The sequence below is a fragment of the Brevibacillus nigriterrae genome (assembly GCF_049846925.1).
Taxonomy (GTDB): Bacteria; Bacillota; Bacilli; order Brevibacillales; family Brevibacillaceae; genus Brevibacillus_H.
Map to the genome: position 1 here is coordinate 23,393 of NZ_JBNCMT010000027.1, position 17,721 is coordinate 41,113.

The following is a 17,721-nucleotide window of genomic DNA, read 5'->3' on the forward strand; positions in this document are numbered from 1 at the left end:
CGATGACAGAATCCAGGGAGTAAAGACAGACCATCCTCCTACCCAAATCTGTAGCACCCCGCTTGTGATTAATACATGGCCAGCATGCTTTATAACCCATACAATTTTACTGTAGATCGCAAGCAAATCTGCCCTTCTTGAAACCGTTGCTCTACGCAGCTCGATCAGGATAGGGATGAAGAGCAACACAGGAATGGTGGAGACGATGGCGCTTACGATGTGTATATTAACAAGAAATAAATACATGATTTTTCCTCCGATACAATGACAACAAACAAAGAAACAGTGCAGGCCTCTTGGGCTCTACACTGTTTTTCTTTTTAAACTGCCCGAAATTCGTGGACCCACACTCTCGCTTGGGGAATCCACGGCATTCCCGGGTGCATGGATAGTATGTAGTTTTTGTAGCTTTCCACGTCAGCGAACCCTTCTGTTTTAGCGTCCGCATCAGTCAACTCGCCAAGTGCTTGTTGATACACATTATGTACCTCGAACTTCTTCCCATTGAGTTCCATGATTTCTCCTGGATCAGCATACCGCCCATTGCGACGAGTAGCAGTTTTTTCTCCATTTAAAACACGTTGAATATCTTCCTCAAGGGTAACGAGACGGTCAATGGTACAGGTTTTTGGTGGCAAATTTTCTGTCATAAACATCCTCCTTGTCGGTTGAAACGGACTTAAATCACAAACTCGAGGTTGAGTTCAGTACCATTATAATATAACGTTATACATAACACCAATAACTGGATGTTCGAGGAGTGTGAATAAATAATGATCAGAATAGCCTTTCTCTCTGATATTCACGGAAACGCCGTAGCCCTTGAAGCAGTACTGGCTGACATCGAAAAACAACGAATTGATCAAATCTATGTTTTGGGAGACATTGCCTATCGAGGTCCTGAACCGAAGAGATCGATTCAACTTGTGCAAAGTCTTCAAACGACTGTCATAAAAGGAAATGCAGATGAATGGACCGTCAGAGGTGTACAGGCAGGTGAAGTGCGAGAAGATTTGTTGGAAATGATGAACCGGGAAAGAGAATGGACGATCGATCGGCTTGATGAGAGTGATCTTATCTATTTGCGTAATCTTCCTGATGAATTTCAATTGCAATTGACAGATTCCCTTCGACTACACGCATTTCATGCGACAAAAGAGAGTCTGTTCGATATCGTGCTACCTGATGCATCCGTAGAGCAACTTCAGACAAAGATTTTGTCAGAGCAGGCAGCCATAACGGTATATGCTCATATCCATTTGCCTTACGTACGCTATATGAACGGAAAATGCCTGATAAATACAGGCAGTGTCGGTCTTCCTTTTGACGGGCTGCCGCTTGCATCGTATGCAGTTGTGGAAGCCGAAAATAATCGATACCGTGCAACCATTGAACGGGTACCATACGATTTAGATAAGGTCGTCGAACAATTTACATCGGGTGAATATCCAAATGCGGAAACGATGATTCGAGTCATTCGTCAAGCAAAAAGCCCTTTTATACCAGCCAAATAACAGGATGTAACAAGGAACCTTTCTTCCCCGAGAAAGGTTCTTTTTTTCTTTTTACATCAAGTTCTTTTTTGATTTGCTGCACATATGCTCTACTAGGATGTCTGGGTGGCAACTACATAAGGAAAGTTAAATGAAATGCGTTGCCCCCAGGCGGTCAACCAACTTAATGGAAAAACGCAGAGGCGTTTTCCACAGAAAAGGGAGGTAATAGGCTTATGATTTATGCCCAGCCGGGACAAGCAGGATCTCTCATCACATTCAAAAAGCGGTATGACAACTACATCGGAGGACAGTGGACAGCACCAGTCAAAGGCGAGTACTTCGATAACATCACACCGGTTACCGGTCAGGTCTACTGTGAAGTCGCTCGTTCAACCGCTGAGGATATTGAACAGGCACTGGATGCAGCCCATGCTGCCAAAGACAAGTGGGGGCGGACATCCGTCGCAGAGCGCTCAGGTATTCTATTAGCCATTGCCTCTCGAATGGAAGAAAACAAAGAATTGTTAGCGGTTACAGAAACATGGGAGAACGGCAAGCCAGTACGTGAAACACTGGCAGCAGATATTGCTCTTGCAATCGATCACTTCCGTTACTTCGCTGGTTGCATCCGTGCACAGGAAGGTACGCTAAGTCAGATTGACGATACAACGGTAGCCTATCACTTTCAAGAGCCGCTTGGTGTAGTCGGCCAAATCATTCCGTGGAATTTCCCGATTTTGATGGCTGCATGGAAACTGGCGCCTGCACTTGCTGCTGGGAACTGCGTAGTACTCAAACCAGCTGAACAAACGCCTGTATCTATCCTTGTTCTCACCGAAATAATAGAGGACCTGCTTCCTCCAGGTGTGTTAAATATCGTAAATGGTTTTGGTCTGGAAGCGGGTAAGCCGCTTGCCTCCAGCAATCGAATCTCCAAGATTGCCTTTACGGGAGAGACAACGACAGGCAGATTGATCATGCAATATGCTTCACACAACATTATCCCTGTCACACTGGAGTTGGGCGGGAAATCTCCAAATATCTTCCTCGAAGATGTTTGCAAACAAGACGATGCCTTCTTTAATAAAGCAGTTGAGGGTTTTGTTATGTTCGCACTGAATCAAGGGGAAGTATGCACATGCCCATCTCGTGCGCTCATTCAGGAATCGATTTATGATCAGTTCATGGAGCGTGCCGTTGCGAGAGTTGCCTCAATCAGACAAGGAAATCCGCTTGATTTAAACACCATGATTGGTGCCCAGGCATCACAAGAACAAGTTGAGAAAATCCTTTCATATTTTGAGATTGGTCGCCAAGAGGGAGCAGAGTGCTTAATTGGGGGAGAACGGAATACGCTAGAAGGTGATCTTGAAAATGGCTATTATATCAAACCAACGGTATTCAAAGGAAACAACAAGATGCGTATCTTCCAGGAAGAGATCTTTGGACCGGTTGTTTCCGTGACAACGTTCAAAGATTCGGATGAAGCACTGGAAATTGCCAATGACACCTTGTATGGATTAGGTGCAGGCTTGTGGACTCGTGATGGTAATACGGCATACAGACTGGGCAGAGAAATTCAGGCAGGTCGTGTATGGACCAATTGCTACCATGCTTACCCGGCACATGCAGCATTTGGTGGCTACAAAGTATCGGGAATCGGTCGGGAAACACATAAAATGATGTTGTCTCATTACCAGCAAACCAAAAACCTGCTTGTCAGCTACAGTGAAGATGCATTAGGCTTCTTCTAAAAAAAGCTGTTCATGACCCTCTCTTCAACCGGCGCTTAAAATGTTTTGCAAGGAGGCTCTTCCCATGGCGAGTGTTCAGAAGGTTATGGCGACCCATAAAGCGCTCCAACTGATTGATCGGCTAAAAGAAAGATATGGACCCTTGTTATTTCACCAATCAGGCGGATGTTGTGACGGCAGTTCACCGATGTGCTATCCAGCCAATGAATTTCTGGTTGGTGAGTACGATGTTCTGTTGGGAACAATCGGTGGAGCTCCGTTTTACATGAGCAAAGCACAATATGATTACTGGAAGCATACGCAACTGATTATTGATGTGGTGGAAGGTAGAGGGGGCATGTTCTCTTTGGAGGGTCCAGAAGGTTTGCGATTTCTCACACGCTCTCGAGTTTTTAGCGATGAGGAATATGCGCTGTTACGGGATAGGGGAGAGCTATAGCTAAAGCAAACTGAAGCCAGTCATGAAGTGTGAGATTGGACTCAGATAGTTTGAGACAAAAAAATGTGAGAATCCGCAAAGTTATAGTGCCAATTTCAGAAGGTTTGAGATATGAAAAATATTCTAGAATTCAATAAATATCAAATAACTTCTATAAACAGCCACCTATTGTGGTTGTTTTTTGTATGCTGCGTATGACATATTTTCGCGAGAAAGAAACAATAACTTTAAAAGGCATCCTCAGCATTGATTTGTTCGAAAAATAGATGGGTTGATTCTTAAAAATTTGTTAATATGTTCAAAAATCATTTGGTTACAATGGTGGTATTTTATGGAGAAGTAAAAAATGGTATAATTTCATCGAAACTTTGCCTATCCCGTTCTGTGATACGACTGAGTCTGGATTACTCTACTTTTTGGGAAGAGGTCTTTGACCAAAGGATTCAACATTCTGATAAGTGATCAGTGATATGATAACACAATAAAATAAGACGAATTATAAGAAATTTAAGTATAACAAAAGGGCAATTAAAACCTATTACATAAATGTTCTCGTTAATTAACTAACTGAGATCAATGGTTTAACCGTTCATATCATTGGCGGTTTTTCTTTTTGTAAGGAACACAAAAAAATCCTTTGTTATGAAAAATAATTAATTTTTGGTTTCAAATTAATTACCTGTCTTAAATTTTTTCAAGTGTAATTGTTAGGAATTGTTGAGCAGTAACTTCGAGTGTAAAAATCAATTTCAATACTATGGAGGAACTTATGTTAATCTCTGCTTTAAAATGTGTAGATGAGATTAAAGAATTAGCAGAAAAATTGTTACCCTTATTGGAAATGGATGATCATAATCTAGTGGTTTCATATGTACATAGAATCAATAAAATTGTAGAAGAGTTGTTAAAAATAACAAAAGCAGGAAATGTTTCAAGATTATCCTCAACATTGAATAGTAATATAGAATGGTTGAATAGACGAATTAAGGAAGGTAAGTATAAATATTCGAAACATAATGTTGAAGACATAATTAGCAGGGATCTCGACCCTCTTAAGACTTTTCTCGTAGAATATTATCGTTTGGATAAAAGGAATGGTCTTATACAGCCAGAGGAAATAGGAAGAGGAGCTTTTGCAACTGTTTTTAAAGGAATTGATATAAAGAAAAGTGATTTTGTTGCGTGTAAAGAAATGTTTCCGTCGAGTGTGTTAAGTACAATTTATGGTACCGAAGGAGAAGAATTTGCAGTTCGCTTTAAGAGAGAAGTACGTATGATGAGGGAATTTAATCATCCAAATGTTATTCCAATTTATGAAGCACAACTTGAAAAACAACCATATTGGTTCACAATGCCTCTAGCGGATTTCTCACTTCAAGAATGGATAAATAATAACCAGAATGCATCGGAAGAAGATAGACTTCAATTGTTTTTGAAAATACTTGATGGTGTAAAATATTTGCATAAACATGATAAATTCCATAGAGACCTAGCGCCTTCAAATATCTTGATGTTTCAAGCGGGTGAAAATAGCACTTTACCATCGATTCAAATTGCAGATTTTGGTTTAGCAAAAGACTTACAATCTAAATCCTTTAAGACAGGTCATTCTGTTCATGGATTAGGTCATCAAGATTACACAGCTCCGGAACAAAGTAATAAACTTGCTGACGCAGATCATTTATCCGACATATTCTCTTTAGGTGGAATCCTGTATTTTATCCTTTCAAATAAATCGCCTTTATATCGTTTTACAGAAAATGTAACGCTACATAGAATTGTAGATAAAGCAATGAGAGATAGAAGACATGAACGATATCAATCCATTGATGAGTTTCGGGATGCAATCGAGCATACTATTAAGAGAATGCGTTCTCCGCAATTTCAATCTTTTGACAGTTTGAGTAGCTATGTTTACACGGGTGTAGCAGAAGAAGATGCTACATATGTTTTAGATTTACTTGCTTTGGCGAAGTCCGAATCTAGTAATAGAGTTTATCAATATTTTATTAAACCATTTCTCTCTATCCCGAGAAATGTTCTAGACATATGTTGTAAAAACTCTCCAGAAGTAATTAGTCCATTTTTGTCTGTATTACGAGATAATCTGGAACAGCTTAACAATTCAATTGGGTATCCATATGAGATTTGGAAAAGTATTGATGATACAATAGCCAGCATGTTTTACTCCTTTACAAAGGATAAAAATAGGTTAGATATGATTCAACAGCTACTTACACATGCCACGCACTATAATCGATTCAGAGCGCAGCATTTAATCAAAGCAACTATTAGCTCCATTCCTAAAAGCAGTCAATTGGCTAAACAGGTAAGTTTTTTAATTGAAGATGAATTTTCAAATTATGTAGAACAAATAAAAGAATGGATGAGTGATGGGGATTACCCTCAGGAAATCCGTTTTGTCTTAAATGATTATTAATAAAAAGTTTTTTAAAATATGACTTATTGTTCTGAAGTGTATATTATTTAAATGTTACAGTGATTCCACTAATGTACTTATAGCATGCAATGGACTGTAGTAAAGGAAACAAAAAAAAAATTGATTCTTCAGCAAAGTGATTTTTGGTGATTTTTCCATAAATTATATGAAAGTACATATTCTAATGTTGGATGCGATATAGTAAGACATGTATGTGCATTTTGATAGGGAAGATATTATTCGAAAAGATGGTCTGACCTTTTTGAAAGTAGACCCAAAAAGAGGTGCTTCTATGAAAGAAGCGCCTCTTTATTTGTGATTTTGATCGTTTGGGTGTTCTTATAACGTTTTTGTGATGATGAGGTGGAGTTCTTTTCTTAGGTCAAGTTCGTATGGCGAACGTACAGGAGAGCCATCTGGTTCTTGAATGACGCGAATGATTGGTCTGTGGACAGCAAGCGGGTCAACATGAGAGACAACACCAACTTGGCCCGTATTGAGCAATACTGTGGTCGCGATTGGGTATACAGATACATGTCGCAAGAAGATTTTTATCAAATTCAGATCAAAAAGTGAATTTCCTGTAGCCATCAAGAACTCAGTGGCCTCATTTGGTGTGTATCCCTGCCGATAAGAACGAGGGGAAATTAATGCATCATACACATCTGCGATCGAAATAATCTGAGCATATTCGTGTATTTCCTGTTCACGCAGCTCACGAGGGTAACCAGTACCGGCAAAACGTTCGTGATGCTGCAAAGCACAGTGGGCAGACAATAAAGAGATATCGTGTTGTTGTCTGAGAATATGGTAGCCATCTTCAGTATGGTTGCCGACCCTTTTGCGTTCTTCATCCGTTAACGGACCTTTCTTGTTCCACAATTCTTTTGGCAATTGCGTCATACCAATGTCAAACAACAAGGCTCCTACACCAAGCTCAATTAACTGATCACGATTGTATCCTTTCGAAATCCCCATAATCCCGGCAAGTACTGCCACGTTTACAGAGTGGTGAAACAAATAGCCATCTAGTATATGTAAGTTGGTCAAATTGACCAGAATATCTTTGCGAGAACTAATGTCTGTTAGAATCTCACCAAAGACAGAACGGAAGGTTTTTCCCAAATCCGGCAAACTGGTACGTCCCTTGACAACGGGGCAATCCATCAGAGTCGTTAAGGTCTTGTGAATACTTTCAACAGCCTTTTTCCTCGTTTCATCCCGGATAATATCTTCCGGGAAAATGTCCATTGTGTTTTTATCCTCAATGTACAGGGTATCAATCCCCATATTCTTCAAACGTTCAATGAACCTCTCACTTAACTCGACTCCCGTACCTAAAAGAACATTCCCATTTTCAGTAAAAATTGTTTTGGCAATTCTGTCTCCCGGTTTTACGGTACTAATATGTAATTTTCGCAAGCAAAAAACCTACCTTCTGTCTGAATAAGCCAAAATAGCATCCCTATTATAATAAAAGATTTTAACAATTACTAGAAAGATATGTCAGAATTTTATTTTTCTACACGGAAGATTTGACTTCGCCTTTTTGCAAATTTGGAGCCGCATTGTGGACAGACGATGTACTTCTTAAATGTTGAAATCAGGGTACCGCAATCAACACACTTTACCTTTCCAACTCGAAGAAAAGAGTAAATTAGCCAGGCACCCCCAATCAGTGTACCGAGAACAGAACCGATAAACATGATGTATCCATACATGTAAAAATCCTCCCTTTACGAAAAAAATTCAAATATTTGCAACAATTACAATTCCAAAATGGTGCAAATATTGTTTTTTATTAAAACTTTGTGAACTGTGAAATTTATCATATCCGAAAATTTTACATATCATTCATATTTAAAGGAGAAACAGCCTAGATACGGAAAGAGGGTGGAAGTCCACATGAGTCACCAATCTATCCGAAGTACAAAGCGAATGCGTCATCTCACCCAGATACTTTTCTTGATTGTTATGACGATCACTCCGATATTCGACATTTTCCGATTGGATATGGCGGAAAGTCGCTTTGTTATTTTGGGTAAGTATTTCTTTATCAACCAGCTCTACTTAGCACTAATCGCATTTGTACTAACACTTATTATTTTAGCGTTAATTGCCAGAAATTTTGGTCGAATTTTCTGTGGATGGATGTGTTTTCAGACAACTTGGTCAGAGTTGGGTGACCACATCATCAAGAAATGGCAGGAATTCAAGCGAGTAAAGAGCAGCGGCAAAAAAATATCAGCATTGGCACACGTAGTTGTCTTTCTGCTTTTGTCCGTTCCGCTGATGTTGGGATTTTACACTTTACTCGTTTCATTCTTTGTTGCACCTAAGGTGATTTGGTCATGGATCACACTGGGGCCACCTACTTGGTATCTTGTTCTGTTCGCAAAATTCAGTGTAGTCGGCTTAATTGACTTGCTCATCATCAGACACAGCTTTTGTCAATCAATGTGCCCGTATGGAATTATGCAGCAAAAGGCCAAGAAGAACGAAGCACTGAGGATCACCTTTGACCCGGATCAGTGCATCGATTGTAACCTGTGCGACAAGGCATGTTTAATGAAATTAAAACCAAGAGAACTAACAACGTCCGACCCCTGTATCAACTGTGCTGAATGTATCGTCGCTTGTGGTGTCAAAGCAGAGAAGCTGGCTGCAAAAGGGATTGCAAAGAGATCGATCAACAGCTTGTCATTTGGTTTTCAGCCTCTAAACCCGCAAGAGAAACAGTTACCGCTTTTTGACTTCAAAACGATTGTAATGGGAGCTGTGTTTGTTTTATTCAGCGGAATCCTCCTGGTTGGTGTAACGATTGACGATGGTGTTGACCTCGCAATCAAGTTACAGCAGGATACAACCGCTTCGACCACCACCTCAACAGAGAATTCAACTTCAGGCAGTGTTCCCTATGAACTGAAAATCGTTAATCGCACGCAGCATGAGCAGAATTTCACAATCGAAGTTAAGGCACTTGAAAGCGGTACCAGTCCCGGTATGCAACAGATTCAAGCGGAATTTGCCGTGAAGCCATCCACTTTCAACATTCAACCACTTTCTAAATTTGAGGACACTGTACAGATTGTTCCGAACGCAAAACTGCCGTCAGGGAGATATACGATTCAGATCAATCTGTTGTCAAACACCGGAGAAAGTATTGATGTGACAAAAACAGTTTATTACGTGTACTAATCGCTTGCATTCATTTGAAGGAGGTGAAAGCGACAAAAAGCGGATGTACAGCGGAGGTTCACCTTGTTTTTCACATACCAGAAAGGAAGGAGAAACTTATGAAAAATTTAATCCTTAGCGTTGGTGGCGGCACTTTGCTGCTGTTGCTCTTCCTCGTAGCAGGGTTTACGACAGTCGATGCAGGTCTTGCTCCTGATCATGGCGCTCCTTATTGGGGTAACTCAGCTATAGAGAAAGAAGGGGCTCGTCTTTACCAGTCTGCAGGATGCTATGCATGCCATAGCTACCGTGGACAACAAAGCCAAGTTACTGGGCCTGAGCTTGATGAAGTTGGCAAACGCATGAATGCACAAGCAATTGAAGCGTATATCACCAACGGAACCAAAATCATGCCTGCTTTTAAAGACAGATTGACAAAAGAAGAAATTCAAACTCTTTCTCAATGGTTGAGCACATTTAACAAACCAATTGACCGTTAATTCGTAAAATCAACCCAATCAAGAAAGGTGGGGGAAAATGGCTAAGCTTTCTACCGCATTAAAGAACAACGCTGGTTCAAATATCAGTTTTGCAAGCGCTGACAATGTTGCAAAGAAGTTTTTGTTGACCAGTGCATTTTACCTGATCCTCGTCACAGTACTGGGGATTATCATGAGTATCAAATTGGTTGCTCCTGATGCCATTCCTGGAGCATTCGGATTTATTGAAATGCGTGCACTTCACTTGCAAGTCATTATTTTTGGTTGGTTATCAATGGTTCTAATGGGAGCGATGTATTACATCATTCCACGAGTAGTTGAACGCGACCTGTTCAGCAAAGCGATGGGTAACCTTCATTACTACCTGATGCATGTAGGTATTGTCCTGGTTGCTGTTTCCATTTTAGGCGGACAACTTGACGGACGTGAATATCTTGAACCTGTCATTTGGGTAGATGCTGCAATCGCAGTCGTTTGGGTCATTTTTGCAGTAAATATTTTCACCACTGTATTCAAAGGGAATATTCCTGAGCATTCGCCTGTTCTTAACTTCTTGCTATTGTCTATCCTTTATCTCGGCCTTAACTTCGTATGGTGTAACTTTATTCCGTGGGAAGGCGTACGCGACAATCTCGCTATCTGGACCTTTGCTCACAATGAAGTAAACGGTTGGTTCATGTTTGGCTTACAAGGTATCTTCTATTTTATGGTTCCGAAATTAACTGGTACAGAAGGCAAGCATGTATATCCTGAAGTGTTAAGTAAAGTTCACTTCTGGTTCGTAGCTGTCTTCATTCCGCCTTCCGTATTGCACCACTTGTTGTACAAAGATGCACCGGTAAACATGTTCTGGAAGCTGATGGGTGAGTGGACGAGTGTAGGTATGTTGATTCCTACGTTCATCTGGTTCTACATCATCACAGTAAGCGTAAGAAACAGCCAAAAATCACTTGGCGTAGTAGGTAAATTCGTAGTTGCAACGATGATCTTCTATGTAATGAACTGTATCCAAGGTTCTTCACAATCGATCCGTTTCATCAACGACTTTGTACATGGTTCCCAGTGGGTAGTAGGTCATGCTCACTTGGCGCTCTTAGGCTTTATCTCATTCGGTATGTTCTCCATCGTTTACTGGATGGTCAAAACCTATTGGGGCGAGTGCTACAACGAGAAAATGGCAAGTCTTCACTACTGGCTGGTTATGATCGGTTTCCTCGGAATGTTCATTCCACTCACGATTGCAGGTATTATCGAGGGTACAATGGATGGCGAAAACTTCTACACGGTTCATGAGGCCATTAAGCCTTACCTCGTTGCTCGTGCATTCTCGGGTGCCGTGACCACGTTGGCATCGATTGTATTTGCGATTAACATTTACAAAGTAATAAAAATTTCTCGCTCACAAGGAATTGATTCTACTACGCGTTCAGCGTAAGTCAATTTCTGAATTATGGGTCTGTTGTCAAAAGTGACAGACCCTTCTCCTATTTTTTCATACAGATGTTCTGCTATCAGCGGGTGTAACAAGAAGAGAGGGAGCTACAAATGAACGGACATGTCATGCCGGGGATCCCAACCTACATTTTTACAATCGGAGTTGCAATCATTCTCGCACTCTCTTTTTATCTGTTGGTTCGCTACCAACGGGTATCAACAACTTCTGGGTCAGGCTATTGGACCTTTGATTTGCTTCGATTTCCCTGGGTGTCTCGGTTGATTCGTTCGAGGAAGACCAGGCTAATCTTGCAAATGTTCACTGTATTTCTGTTTTTGTTTATCATTGCAACAGGTCTTTTTGGTATTCAGGATGCAAGCTTGAACTTGTCAACGGTACTTACCTGGACCATCTGGTGGATAGTACTTGTCTTGTTTATCTTATTTGCTGGCAAACTATGGTGTTATATCTGCCCGTGGGATGCAATTGCTACCTGGATCGATAAGCTTCATCTGCACAAGGTGCGGAAAAGTGTATTTTCGTTGAGCCAGAAATGGCCGAAGTTTTGGAGAAATATTTATTTTGCGACAGGGTTATTTCTACTGTTGACCTGGCTTGAGCTTGGCTGGGGAGTTACCAGCAAACCTGCTGTAACTGCGTACCTGGCGCTCGTAATCCTGTTTATGTCAATCTTTGCTACAGTAATCTTTGATCGCAAGTCTTTCTGTCGGTATGCTTGCCTCATTGGTCGAATCAGCGGGCTGTATGCACTCATCTCACCGATCGAAGTGCGAGCAAGGGATAAAAATATATGTGCTACTTGCACAACCAAAGATTGTTACAATGGAAATCAGCTTGGATATGCTTGTCCAACTTATCAGTATCTGGGCAGCATGGAAAAGAACACATATTGTATTACTTGTATGGAATGTGTGAAGACCTGTACGAAAAATAATGCAACTGTACAGCTTCGTCCCTTTGGAGTTGATTTGCTGAAAGTTCATCAAAGCCGAAAAGATGAAGCGGCATTGATTTTGATCATGCTGGCCATGACATCCTTTCACGGATTAACGATGACTCCTGTATGGTATACCTTCACTGATTGGATCGAACAACTTCTCGGCATTAATTATACAATGGCTTTCACTATCGGCATGGCTGTATCATTAGTCGTTGTCTGGCTTTACTACTATCTGACGATTTATCTCACCCATATCGTCATGAAGAAAATCAAGACGTTGAAAGAAATATTTATCAAACAAGCTTACTCCTTACTGCCAATCGCATTGTTTTACCATTTAGCACACAATTTGATGCACTTTTCCATGGAGGGCGGTAAAGTCTTCTCGGTGATTTCGGACCCATTTGGATTTGGCTGGAATTTGTTTGGTACGAGAGACCTTGGAATCGGCCCGCTGCTTTCTATGGAAGCAATCTGGTTGTGGCAAGTAGTTTTTGTGCTCGTAGGCCATGTCTGGTCGCTAATCATTAGCCACAAGGTGGCAGCCGTGACCTATGGAGAAAACCGATCATTTAAGGATGAACTCCCGATGGTCATCGCCATGATTGTTTACTCCGTGATCAGCTTGTATTTGATTGCACAGCCGATGGAAATGAGAACGAGTATGTGAGGAGTGTGACGATGAAAAACTGGATAGTTTGCTTGTGTTGGGCTTTATTACTGGTTTTCTCTGGAGCAACAGCTTCGTATGCTCACACTGACCCACCAAATATGACTTTGACGATGGATCCGGATATGCCAGACCAGAATGAAGAGGCTGAAGTGTTGGTCAAGTTAATCGGAACAAAGACAGGGTTGCCAACAATCGGTGCAAAAGTAGGAATAACAGTTACTGATGCTGCCGGAAATAAATATCGCTACTCATTAACGTCCACCAAGCCTGGTCACTATTCAGGAAATGTGATGTTTCCTTCATTAGGCATGTCTGATATGCGAGTGGAGATCGGACATGAAAATGAATTGGACTTACGACATTACATGATTCATGTCATGAAGCCGATCCCCGGGTATGATAACGTGCTGAAAGATGAGAGCATTCTTGCAATGGATAAAAATGCCCTGGGACAACCAATACCACCGAGGTTAGTGGTGGAAGGGTACTTGTTCCTCATTATTTTGCTGCTGATTAGTGTGTCGATTATTAAAAAGCGTAGGGAGGGCTTAACGTGAAGCGTAAAATTACTTTTAGCTGGTTTCTTTTAATGGCACTGACGTTGTTTTCTTCACCTGTATCTGCTCACTGGGGAGATGGAGATGGTCATCTCGCATCTGCGATTGCAGAGTGGGGGATTATTCTTGGTTCTCTTGGCGGCACTTTTTATCTGATCATGCGAAAGAAACCGATTGTTGATAATCAGGATAGTCAAGAGACATCTACAGAAACACTGTCATAAATGGAAGTGTTGAAGTGCCTGTCCTCTCTCACTCTCAAAAGGATTGTTTATGGTATAATACGAGATGATCAAACGAGCAAGGGAGCATGAGAGATGGCAATGTATGATAAGAACAAACCATATATCGTGAATGAAGAGCCTGGCTTAAAAGAGTACTGCGCCTGTGGGTTAACGGAAGAGGGACCGTACTGTGACGGTTCACACATGGGGAAAGAAACAGGGAAAAGACCATACCTGGTCAAAGTGGTAGAACCAAGAGTAGCGAAAATCTGTGGATGTGGGAAATCAGAGAAGCTCCCGTATTGCGATGGCAGCCATAAGAAAGATTAGTAACAAGCACCAATAAAATAAAAAAAGGCATTCATGACAGTCGATGAACTGTTCGTGGATGCCTTTTTTGTGAAGACTAACATCTTATGTGTTGAAGTATTGACCGATTGTGCGGTACACGGACGTTGCATTGTCTGTTGCATGTTGTGCATGTTGAGACATAGGACTCGTAAATTGTTGAGAGCCACGCTGTTGATTATATGGATTTTGGTACTCTTGGATCGAGCGCATTGCTTCCGGGCTAATTTGACCGTGGAAGACCAGTGCCGCCGGAGATACCTGATTATTGCTAGCAGTATAGCGAGGATTATTCCATTGAGATTGCACAGATTGGTTCGTATACAAGTTTTGCTGATTTGCATTCGCTGTTTGCCAGTTAGGCAATGTTTGACCTGTTGTTCCGACTTGCCATGTATTTCCGCCAGTGTATCCAGTTTGAGTACGCTGAACAGACCAGTTGTGGGATCGAGCATGGGCATTTGCTTGCTCATGATGGAGTTGGGCTTGCTGTTGATGGTAATTTGCTTGTTGACGATGGGCATTTGCCAGATGGAGATGGGTATTTTGATTTTGCCACTGATTCATGTAGGGTCTCCTCCAATTTGTTCTTCTAATGGCATACAACTGCCTTTAGAAGTATGTCCCAATTTACCTATTACATGCAAAGATAAGCGTTTCTCTCTTCCTTTTCGAACAGGTTCTAGTATGAAATCGATAAATAAGGTAAAGTAAGAAACGAGTGAAAAAACTGAAAATGGAGGAAATCCATGTTTATTCGTGAAATTGACGTACAACGCCACGCCATTCCATTAAAAAAACCATTCAAGACAGCCCTCCGAACCGTAGAAGTAGCTCATATGATCGTTGTGAAGGTCATTTGTGACAACGGTATTATTGGATACGGCGAAGCTCCTCCAACTGTCGTGATCACCGGAGATAGTCTAGAAAGTATTGAATCAGCCATTTTACATACTCTTAAGCCTGCATTGGTAGGGAAAAATCTCGTTCTGTACGAACAAGTATTTCAAACCTTGCACGCTGTTTTGGTTGCGAATCCAAGCGCGAAAGCTGCCGTTGATATGGCATTATACGATTGCATTTCACAGAACTGTGGTTTGCCGCTGTACCAGTTTCTTGGCGGATATCGCAATCAATTGGAAACCGACTATACCGTAAGTGTCAACTCACCTGAAGAAATGGGCAATGATGCTGATCAGTACATAAAAGATGGTTTTAACGTCCTAAAGATCAAAGTGGGGAAAGACGATATTAATCAGGATATTGTACGAATTCAGGAGATTCGCAACCGTGTTGGTAATCAAATCAAGATACGCCTCGATGCGAATCAAGGATGGGGTGCCAAAGAGGCCGTTCGCTCCATTCGGAAAATGGAAGATATGGGCCTGGATATTGAATTAGTCGAACAACCAGTAAAGGCACATGATGTCGTTGGCTTGAAAATGGTTACGGATGGAGTAGACACTCCGATAATGGCGGATGAAAGTATTTTTAGCCCCAAACAAGCATTTGAAGTATTAGCGAATCGTGCTGCCGATCTGATTAACATTAAACTGATGAAAGCAGGTGGGATATACAAAGCGTTGCGGATCAGCCAAATGGCGGAAGAATGCGGAGTAGAGTGCATGGTAGGCAGTATGATAGAGTCACGCTTAGGTATCACGGCTGCGGCTCACCTGGCGGCCAGTCAGAAAAATATAACCCGGTTTGATTTTGACGCACCACTCATGCTGATCAGTGATTTAATAGAAGGCGGAGTAATATATGAAGGAAGACGAATGACACTTCCAAGTGAGCGTGGCCTTGGGATCAAAAAAATTGTTTCTGATGGGGAGAGATGACAATGCAAAAACAATGGATGACCGTAAACGTGTCAGTTGCAACGCTTTGGACTACACCATCATCACCAGAGTCAGTCGATCAACCAGCTTTGCAATCGCCTGCTGATATTCGAGGATGGCTCTCAATGACAATAGAAGATCGACATACGTTGTATGACAAGGACAAGGATCAGACACAGGTGCTGTTTGGAACAAATGTAGAAGTAGTAGAAGTGAATGGAGATTGGGCCTATATCGTGGTTGCCGATCAGCCATCCATAAAAGATGAGAGAGGTTATCCAGGCTGGGTACCGCTCCGTCAGCTTAGTCCAATCACCGATGATTTTGCACAGTCCCCTGACCAAATTGCAGTTGTTACCGCCGATACGGCATTCCTTTATCTTTCAGAGGGCACAAAAGATTTTGAAATCAGTTATGTAACCCAATTGCCTGTTCTGGAAGAAAGCGATCAGTTGGTAACAGTAGCAACACCACTTGGAAGAAGATTGCTGAGAAATGAGGATGTCACAGTATATCCTGGAGCTGTTCCGGTGGGTAATGGGCAGGGTATTGTAGAACAAGCGAAAAGATTTCTTGGGCTTCCTTATCTGTGGGGTGGTACGTCAGCATTCGGATATGATTGCTCAGGATTTGCCCATTCCATGCACAAAGCGAACGGAATCAAGACGCCACGTGACGCATCTAATCAGGCAAGAGCAGGTCAAGAGATAGCACCGGATCAACTGTTGCCGGGAGATCTGGTCTTCTTCGCTTTCGAGGAAGGAAAGGGTCGAGTGCATCATGTCGGCATTTATATCGGTGACGGACAAATGATCCACGCACCAAATACGGGAAAAACAATTGAAATCATTTCGATCAAGGGTTCAGCATATGAGGTTGAGCATTGCATCTCGAGAAGATATTGGTAAGGAGAGAATCATGTTTCGTTTTATTGCTTTTGTATTTTTGGGCGCTTGCAGCTACGGAATCCTCTCTACATTTGTAAAACTTGCCTATCAGGAAGGCTTTCAGGTAGGGGAAGTAGTAGGCGGTCAAATGTTTTTTGGAGCCTTGTTCATGGTGCTCCCTTGGTTATTTATCAAAAAATCAGTGATGACCAGAAAGCAATGGTTTCAACTGATGGGTGTCGGATTGACGATTGGATCGACAGGTATATTATATTATGCCTGCTTGCAATATTTGAGTGCATCTATGGCCATTGTCATGCTGTTTCAATTCACCTGGATTGGTGTACTTTTTGAGGCTATTATTGATCGTAAATGGCCGAGCAAAGAAAAATGGCTGGTGCTACTGATCATCCTGGTGGGAACCATTCTTGCTGCGGGAGTGATGGAGTCTGAAGCAAGCTCTTTCTCAATCAGTGGAATCATACTGGGCTTGCTGTCAGCCCTGACTTACACATTATTCATCCTGTTTAGCGGGAAGGTCGCTACAACAGTCGATTCGTGGAGCAGAAGCACAATGATGAGTATAGGATCTGTACTCATTGTGTTTCTAGTCTTTCCACCAAAATTTCTTGTAAGTGGCGCCCTGTTCGAGGGACTATTTCAATGGGTATTTTTGTTGGGATTCTTTGGTGTCATGATCCCGACGCTGTTGTTTTCCATAGGGGTTCCAAAAATCGGGGTGGGTATGGCGACCATCCTCGGTTCTGCTGAATTACCGGTAGCTGTTCTTTTGTCGGGAATGGTACTCCGTGAAGAAGTGAGTCTTTTGCAATGGCTTGGTGTCATCCTCATATTAATTGCTATTGCAATTCCTGAGCTGAGACGGAGAAAAGCAACACAGTCACAGACAAATTAAAGAAGGATTTTAAAAGAACTAATCGAGCAATTCGATTGGTTCTTTTTTTTACTTTCAAAAATTTTCACTTGAT

The 17,721-nt window shown here is 41.7% G+C and carries 18 protein-coding genes and 1 pseudogene; 14 read left to right on the forward strand and 5 right to left on the reverse strand.

Annotated features, from left to right (window positions below; all coding sequences use genetic code 11):
• Together ACPW7N_RS18760 and ACPW7N_RS18765 are read right to left on the reverse strand one after the other, a co-directional pair.
• A pseudogene (locus tag ACPW7N_RS18760) lies at window positions 1-246 on the reverse strand (hypothetical protein); the annotation flags it as partial.
• Between the two features lie 74 nt (window positions 247-320).
• The gene (locus ACPW7N_RS18765) at window positions 321-650 is read right to left on the reverse strand and encodes an ASCH domain-containing protein (RefSeq protein ID WP_425652628.1); all 330 of its coding nucleotides are present in this window, start codon (window positions 648-650) and stop codon (window positions 321-323) included.
• Window positions 651-776: 126 nt separating this feature from the next.
• On the opposite strand from ACPW7N_RS18765, the gene ACPW7N_RS18770 reads away from it, so the two are divergent.
• The 4 genes from ACPW7N_RS18770 to ACPW7N_RS18785 all read left to right on the forward strand — a co-directional run bounded on the left by ACPW7N_RS18770 (window position 777) and on the right by ACPW7N_RS18785 (window position 6,129).
• Window positions 777-1,514, forward strand: coding sequence for a metallophosphoesterase family protein (locus ACPW7N_RS18770; RefSeq protein ID WP_425652687.1), 738 nt, complete (start codon window positions 777-779; stop codon window positions 1,512-1,514).
• 215 nt (window positions 1,515-1,729) lie between these two features.
• Window positions 1,730-3,250 (forward strand): aldehyde dehydrogenase, encoded by a 1,521-nt coding sequence (adh, locus tag ACPW7N_RS18775; RefSeq protein WP_425652629.1) that lies wholly within the window; start codon window positions 1,730-1,732, stop codon window positions 3,248-3,250.
• 64 nt (window positions 3,251-3,314) lie between these two features.
• The gene (locus ACPW7N_RS18780; protein WP_425652630.1) at window positions 3,315-3,689 is read left to right on the forward strand and encodes a DUF779 domain-containing protein; all 375 of its coding nucleotides are present in this window, start codon (window positions 3,315-3,317) and stop codon (window positions 3,687-3,689) included.
• A gap of 769 nt (window positions 3,690-4,458) precedes the next feature.
• Window positions 4,459-6,129, forward strand: a complete 1,671-nt coding sequence (locus tag ACPW7N_RS18785) for a serine/threonine-protein kinase (RefSeq protein ID WP_425652631.1) — start codon at window positions 4,459-4,461, stop codon at window positions 6,127-6,129.
• A gap of 339 nt (window positions 6,130-6,468) precedes the next feature.
• Here the strand turns inward: ACPW7N_RS18785 and ACPW7N_RS18790 are convergent, their stop codons facing one another.
• Together ACPW7N_RS18790 and ACPW7N_RS18795 are read right to left on the reverse strand one after the other, a co-directional pair.
• Entirely contained in the window at window positions 6,469-7,551 is a 1,083-nt protein-coding gene (locus ACPW7N_RS18790; protein WP_425652632.1) for an HD-GYP domain-containing protein, read from the reverse strand.
• 92 nt (window positions 7,552-7,643) lie between these two features.
• Window positions 7,644-7,850, reverse strand: a complete 207-nt coding sequence (locus tag ACPW7N_RS18795; protein ID WP_425652633.1) for a hypothetical protein — start codon at window positions 7,848-7,850, stop codon at window positions 7,644-7,646.
• A gap of 184 nt (window positions 7,851-8,034) precedes the next feature.
• Between ACPW7N_RS18795 and ACPW7N_RS18800 the strand changes: the two genes are divergently transcribed.
• The 7 genes from ACPW7N_RS18800 (at window position 8,035) to ACPW7N_RS18830 (ending at window position 13,986) form a co-directional block, all read left to right on the forward strand.
• Window positions 8,035-9,327, forward strand: a complete 1,293-nt coding sequence (locus tag ACPW7N_RS18800) for a 4Fe-4S binding protein (RefSeq protein ID WP_425652634.1) — start codon at window positions 8,035-8,037, stop codon at window positions 9,325-9,327.
• Between the two features lie 98 nt (window positions 9,328-9,425).
• Complete coding sequence (locus tag ACPW7N_RS18805; RefSeq protein ID WP_425652635.1) at window positions 9,426-9,806, forward strand: c-type cytochrome; 381 nt, start codon at window positions 9,426-9,428, stop codon at window positions 9,804-9,806.
• A 37-nt stretch (window positions 9,807-9,843) separates the two neighbouring features.
• The gene (locus ACPW7N_RS18810; RefSeq protein ID WP_425652636.1) at window positions 9,844-11,241 is read left to right on the forward strand and encodes a cbb3-type cytochrome c oxidase subunit I; all 1,398 of its coding nucleotides are present in this window, start codon (window positions 9,844-9,846) and stop codon (window positions 11,239-11,241) included.
• A 110-nt stretch (window positions 11,242-11,351) separates the two neighbouring features.
• Window positions 11,352-12,872: a 4Fe-4S binding protein gene (locus tag ACPW7N_RS18815; RefSeq protein WP_425652637.1), complete on the forward strand. Its 1,521-nt coding sequence runs from the start codon at window positions 11,352-11,354 to the stop codon at window positions 12,870-12,872.
• An 11-nt stretch (window positions 12,873-12,883) separates the two neighbouring features.
• The gene (locus tag ACPW7N_RS18820) at window positions 12,884-13,432 is read left to right on the forward strand and encodes a hypothetical protein (RefSeq protein ID WP_425652638.1); all 549 of its coding nucleotides are present in this window, start codon (window positions 12,884-12,886) and stop codon (window positions 13,430-13,432) included.
• Window positions 13,429-13,656 carry a hypothetical protein gene (locus tag ACPW7N_RS18825; protein ID WP_425652639.1) on the forward strand — a complete coding sequence of 76 codons (228 nt, stop codon included), beginning with the start codon at window positions 13,429-13,431 and terminating at the stop codon, window positions 13,654-13,656. Before ACPW7N_RS18820 ends, ACPW7N_RS18825 begins: the two co-directional genes overlap by 4 nt.
• Window positions 13,657-13,749: 93 nt before the next feature.
• The gene (locus ACPW7N_RS18830) at window positions 13,750-13,986 is read left to right on the forward strand and encodes a CDGSH iron-sulfur domain-containing protein (protein ID WP_425652640.1); all 237 of its coding nucleotides are present in this window, start codon (window positions 13,750-13,752) and stop codon (window positions 13,984-13,986) included.
• A gap of 84 nt (window positions 13,987-14,070) precedes the next feature.
• Here ACPW7N_RS18830 and ACPW7N_RS18835 read toward each other — a convergent pair whose 3' ends face one another.
• Window positions 14,071-14,571 carry a hypothetical protein gene (locus ACPW7N_RS18835; RefSeq protein WP_425652641.1) on the reverse strand — a complete coding sequence of 167 codons (501 nt, stop codon included), beginning with the start codon at window positions 14,569-14,571 and terminating at the stop codon, window positions 14,071-14,073.
• Between the two features lie 182 nt (window positions 14,572-14,753).
• Between ACPW7N_RS18835 and ACPW7N_RS18840 the strand changes: the two genes are divergently transcribed.
• Genes ACPW7N_RS18840 through ACPW7N_RS18850 form a run of 3 tightly spaced genes read left to right on the forward strand, consistent with a single transcriptional unit; the run spans window position 14,754 to window position 17,648 of the window.
• The gene (locus tag ACPW7N_RS18840) at window positions 14,754-15,845 is read left to right on the forward strand and encodes a dipeptide epimerase (RefSeq protein WP_425652642.1); all 1,092 of its coding nucleotides are present in this window, start codon (window positions 14,754-14,756) and stop codon (window positions 15,843-15,845) included.
• 2 nt (window positions 15,846-15,847) lie between these two features.
• Window positions 15,848-16,753, forward strand: coding sequence for a C40 family peptidase (locus ACPW7N_RS18845; RefSeq protein WP_425652643.1), 906 nt, complete (start codon window positions 15,848-15,850; stop codon window positions 16,751-16,753).
• A 10-nt stretch (window positions 16,754-16,763) separates the two neighbouring features.
• On the forward strand, window positions 16,764-17,648 hold the full coding sequence (locus tag ACPW7N_RS18850; protein ID WP_425652644.1) for an EamA family transporter: 885 nt from the start codon (window positions 16,764-16,766) through the stop codon (window positions 17,646-17,648).
• The last annotated feature ends 73 nt before the right edge of the window (window positions 17,649-17,721 follow it).

Excerpts from the sequence above, each read along its gene's own strand:
- ACPW7N_RS18765 (WP_425652628.1), bottom strand. The coding sequence starts at position 650 with ATGACAGAAAATTTGCCACCAAAAACCTGTACCATTGACCGTCTCGTT.
- adh (WP_425652629.1), top strand. The coding sequence starts at position 1,730 with ATGATTTATGCCCAGCCGGGACAAGCAGGATCTCTCATCACATTCAAA.
- ACPW7N_RS18780 (WP_425652630.1), top strand. The coding sequence starts at position 3,315 with ATGGCGAGTGTTCAGAAGGTTATGGCGACCCATAAAGCGCTCCAACTG.
- ACPW7N_RS18785 (WP_425652631.1), top strand. The coding sequence starts at position 4,459 with ATGTTAATCTCTGCTTTAAAATGTGTAGATGAGATTAAAGAATTAGCA.
- ACPW7N_RS18795 (WP_425652633.1), bottom strand. The coding sequence starts at position 7,850 with ATGTATGGATACATCATGTTTATCGGTTCTGTTCTCGGTACACTGATT.
- ACPW7N_RS18800 (WP_425652634.1), top strand. The coding sequence starts at position 8,035 with ATGAGTCACCAATCTATCCGAAGTACAAAGCGAATGCGTCATCTCACC.
- ACPW7N_RS18805 (WP_425652635.1), top strand. The coding sequence starts at position 9,426 with ATGAAAAATTTAATCCTTAGCGTTGGTGGCGGCACTTTGCTGCTGTTG.
- ACPW7N_RS18810 (WP_425652636.1), top strand. The coding sequence starts at position 9,844 with ATGGCTAAGCTTTCTACCGCATTAAAGAACAACGCTGGTTCAAATATC.
- ACPW7N_RS18815 (WP_425652637.1), top strand. The coding sequence starts at position 11,352 with ATGAACGGACATGTCATGCCGGGGATCCCAACCTACATTTTTACAATC.
- ACPW7N_RS18820 (WP_425652638.1), top strand. The coding sequence starts at position 12,884 with ATGAAAAACTGGATAGTTTGCTTGTGTTGGGCTTTATTACTGGTTTTC.
- ACPW7N_RS18830 (WP_425652640.1), top strand. The coding sequence starts at position 13,750 with ATGGCAATGTATGATAAGAACAAACCATATATCGTGAATGAAGAGCCT.
- ACPW7N_RS18835 (WP_425652641.1), bottom strand. The coding sequence starts at position 14,571 with ATGAATCAGTGGCAAAATCAAAATACCCATCTCCATCTGGCAAATGCC.
- ACPW7N_RS18840 (WP_425652642.1), top strand. The coding sequence starts at position 14,754 with ATGTTTATTCGTGAAATTGACGTACAACGCCACGCCATTCCATTAAAA.
- ACPW7N_RS18845 (WP_425652643.1), top strand. The coding sequence starts at position 15,848 with ATGCAAAAACAATGGATGACCGTAAACGTGTCAGTTGCAACGCTTTGG.
- ACPW7N_RS18850 (WP_425652644.1), top strand. The coding sequence starts at position 16,764 with ATGTTTCGTTTTATTGCTTTTGTATTTTTGGGCGCTTGCAGCTACGGA.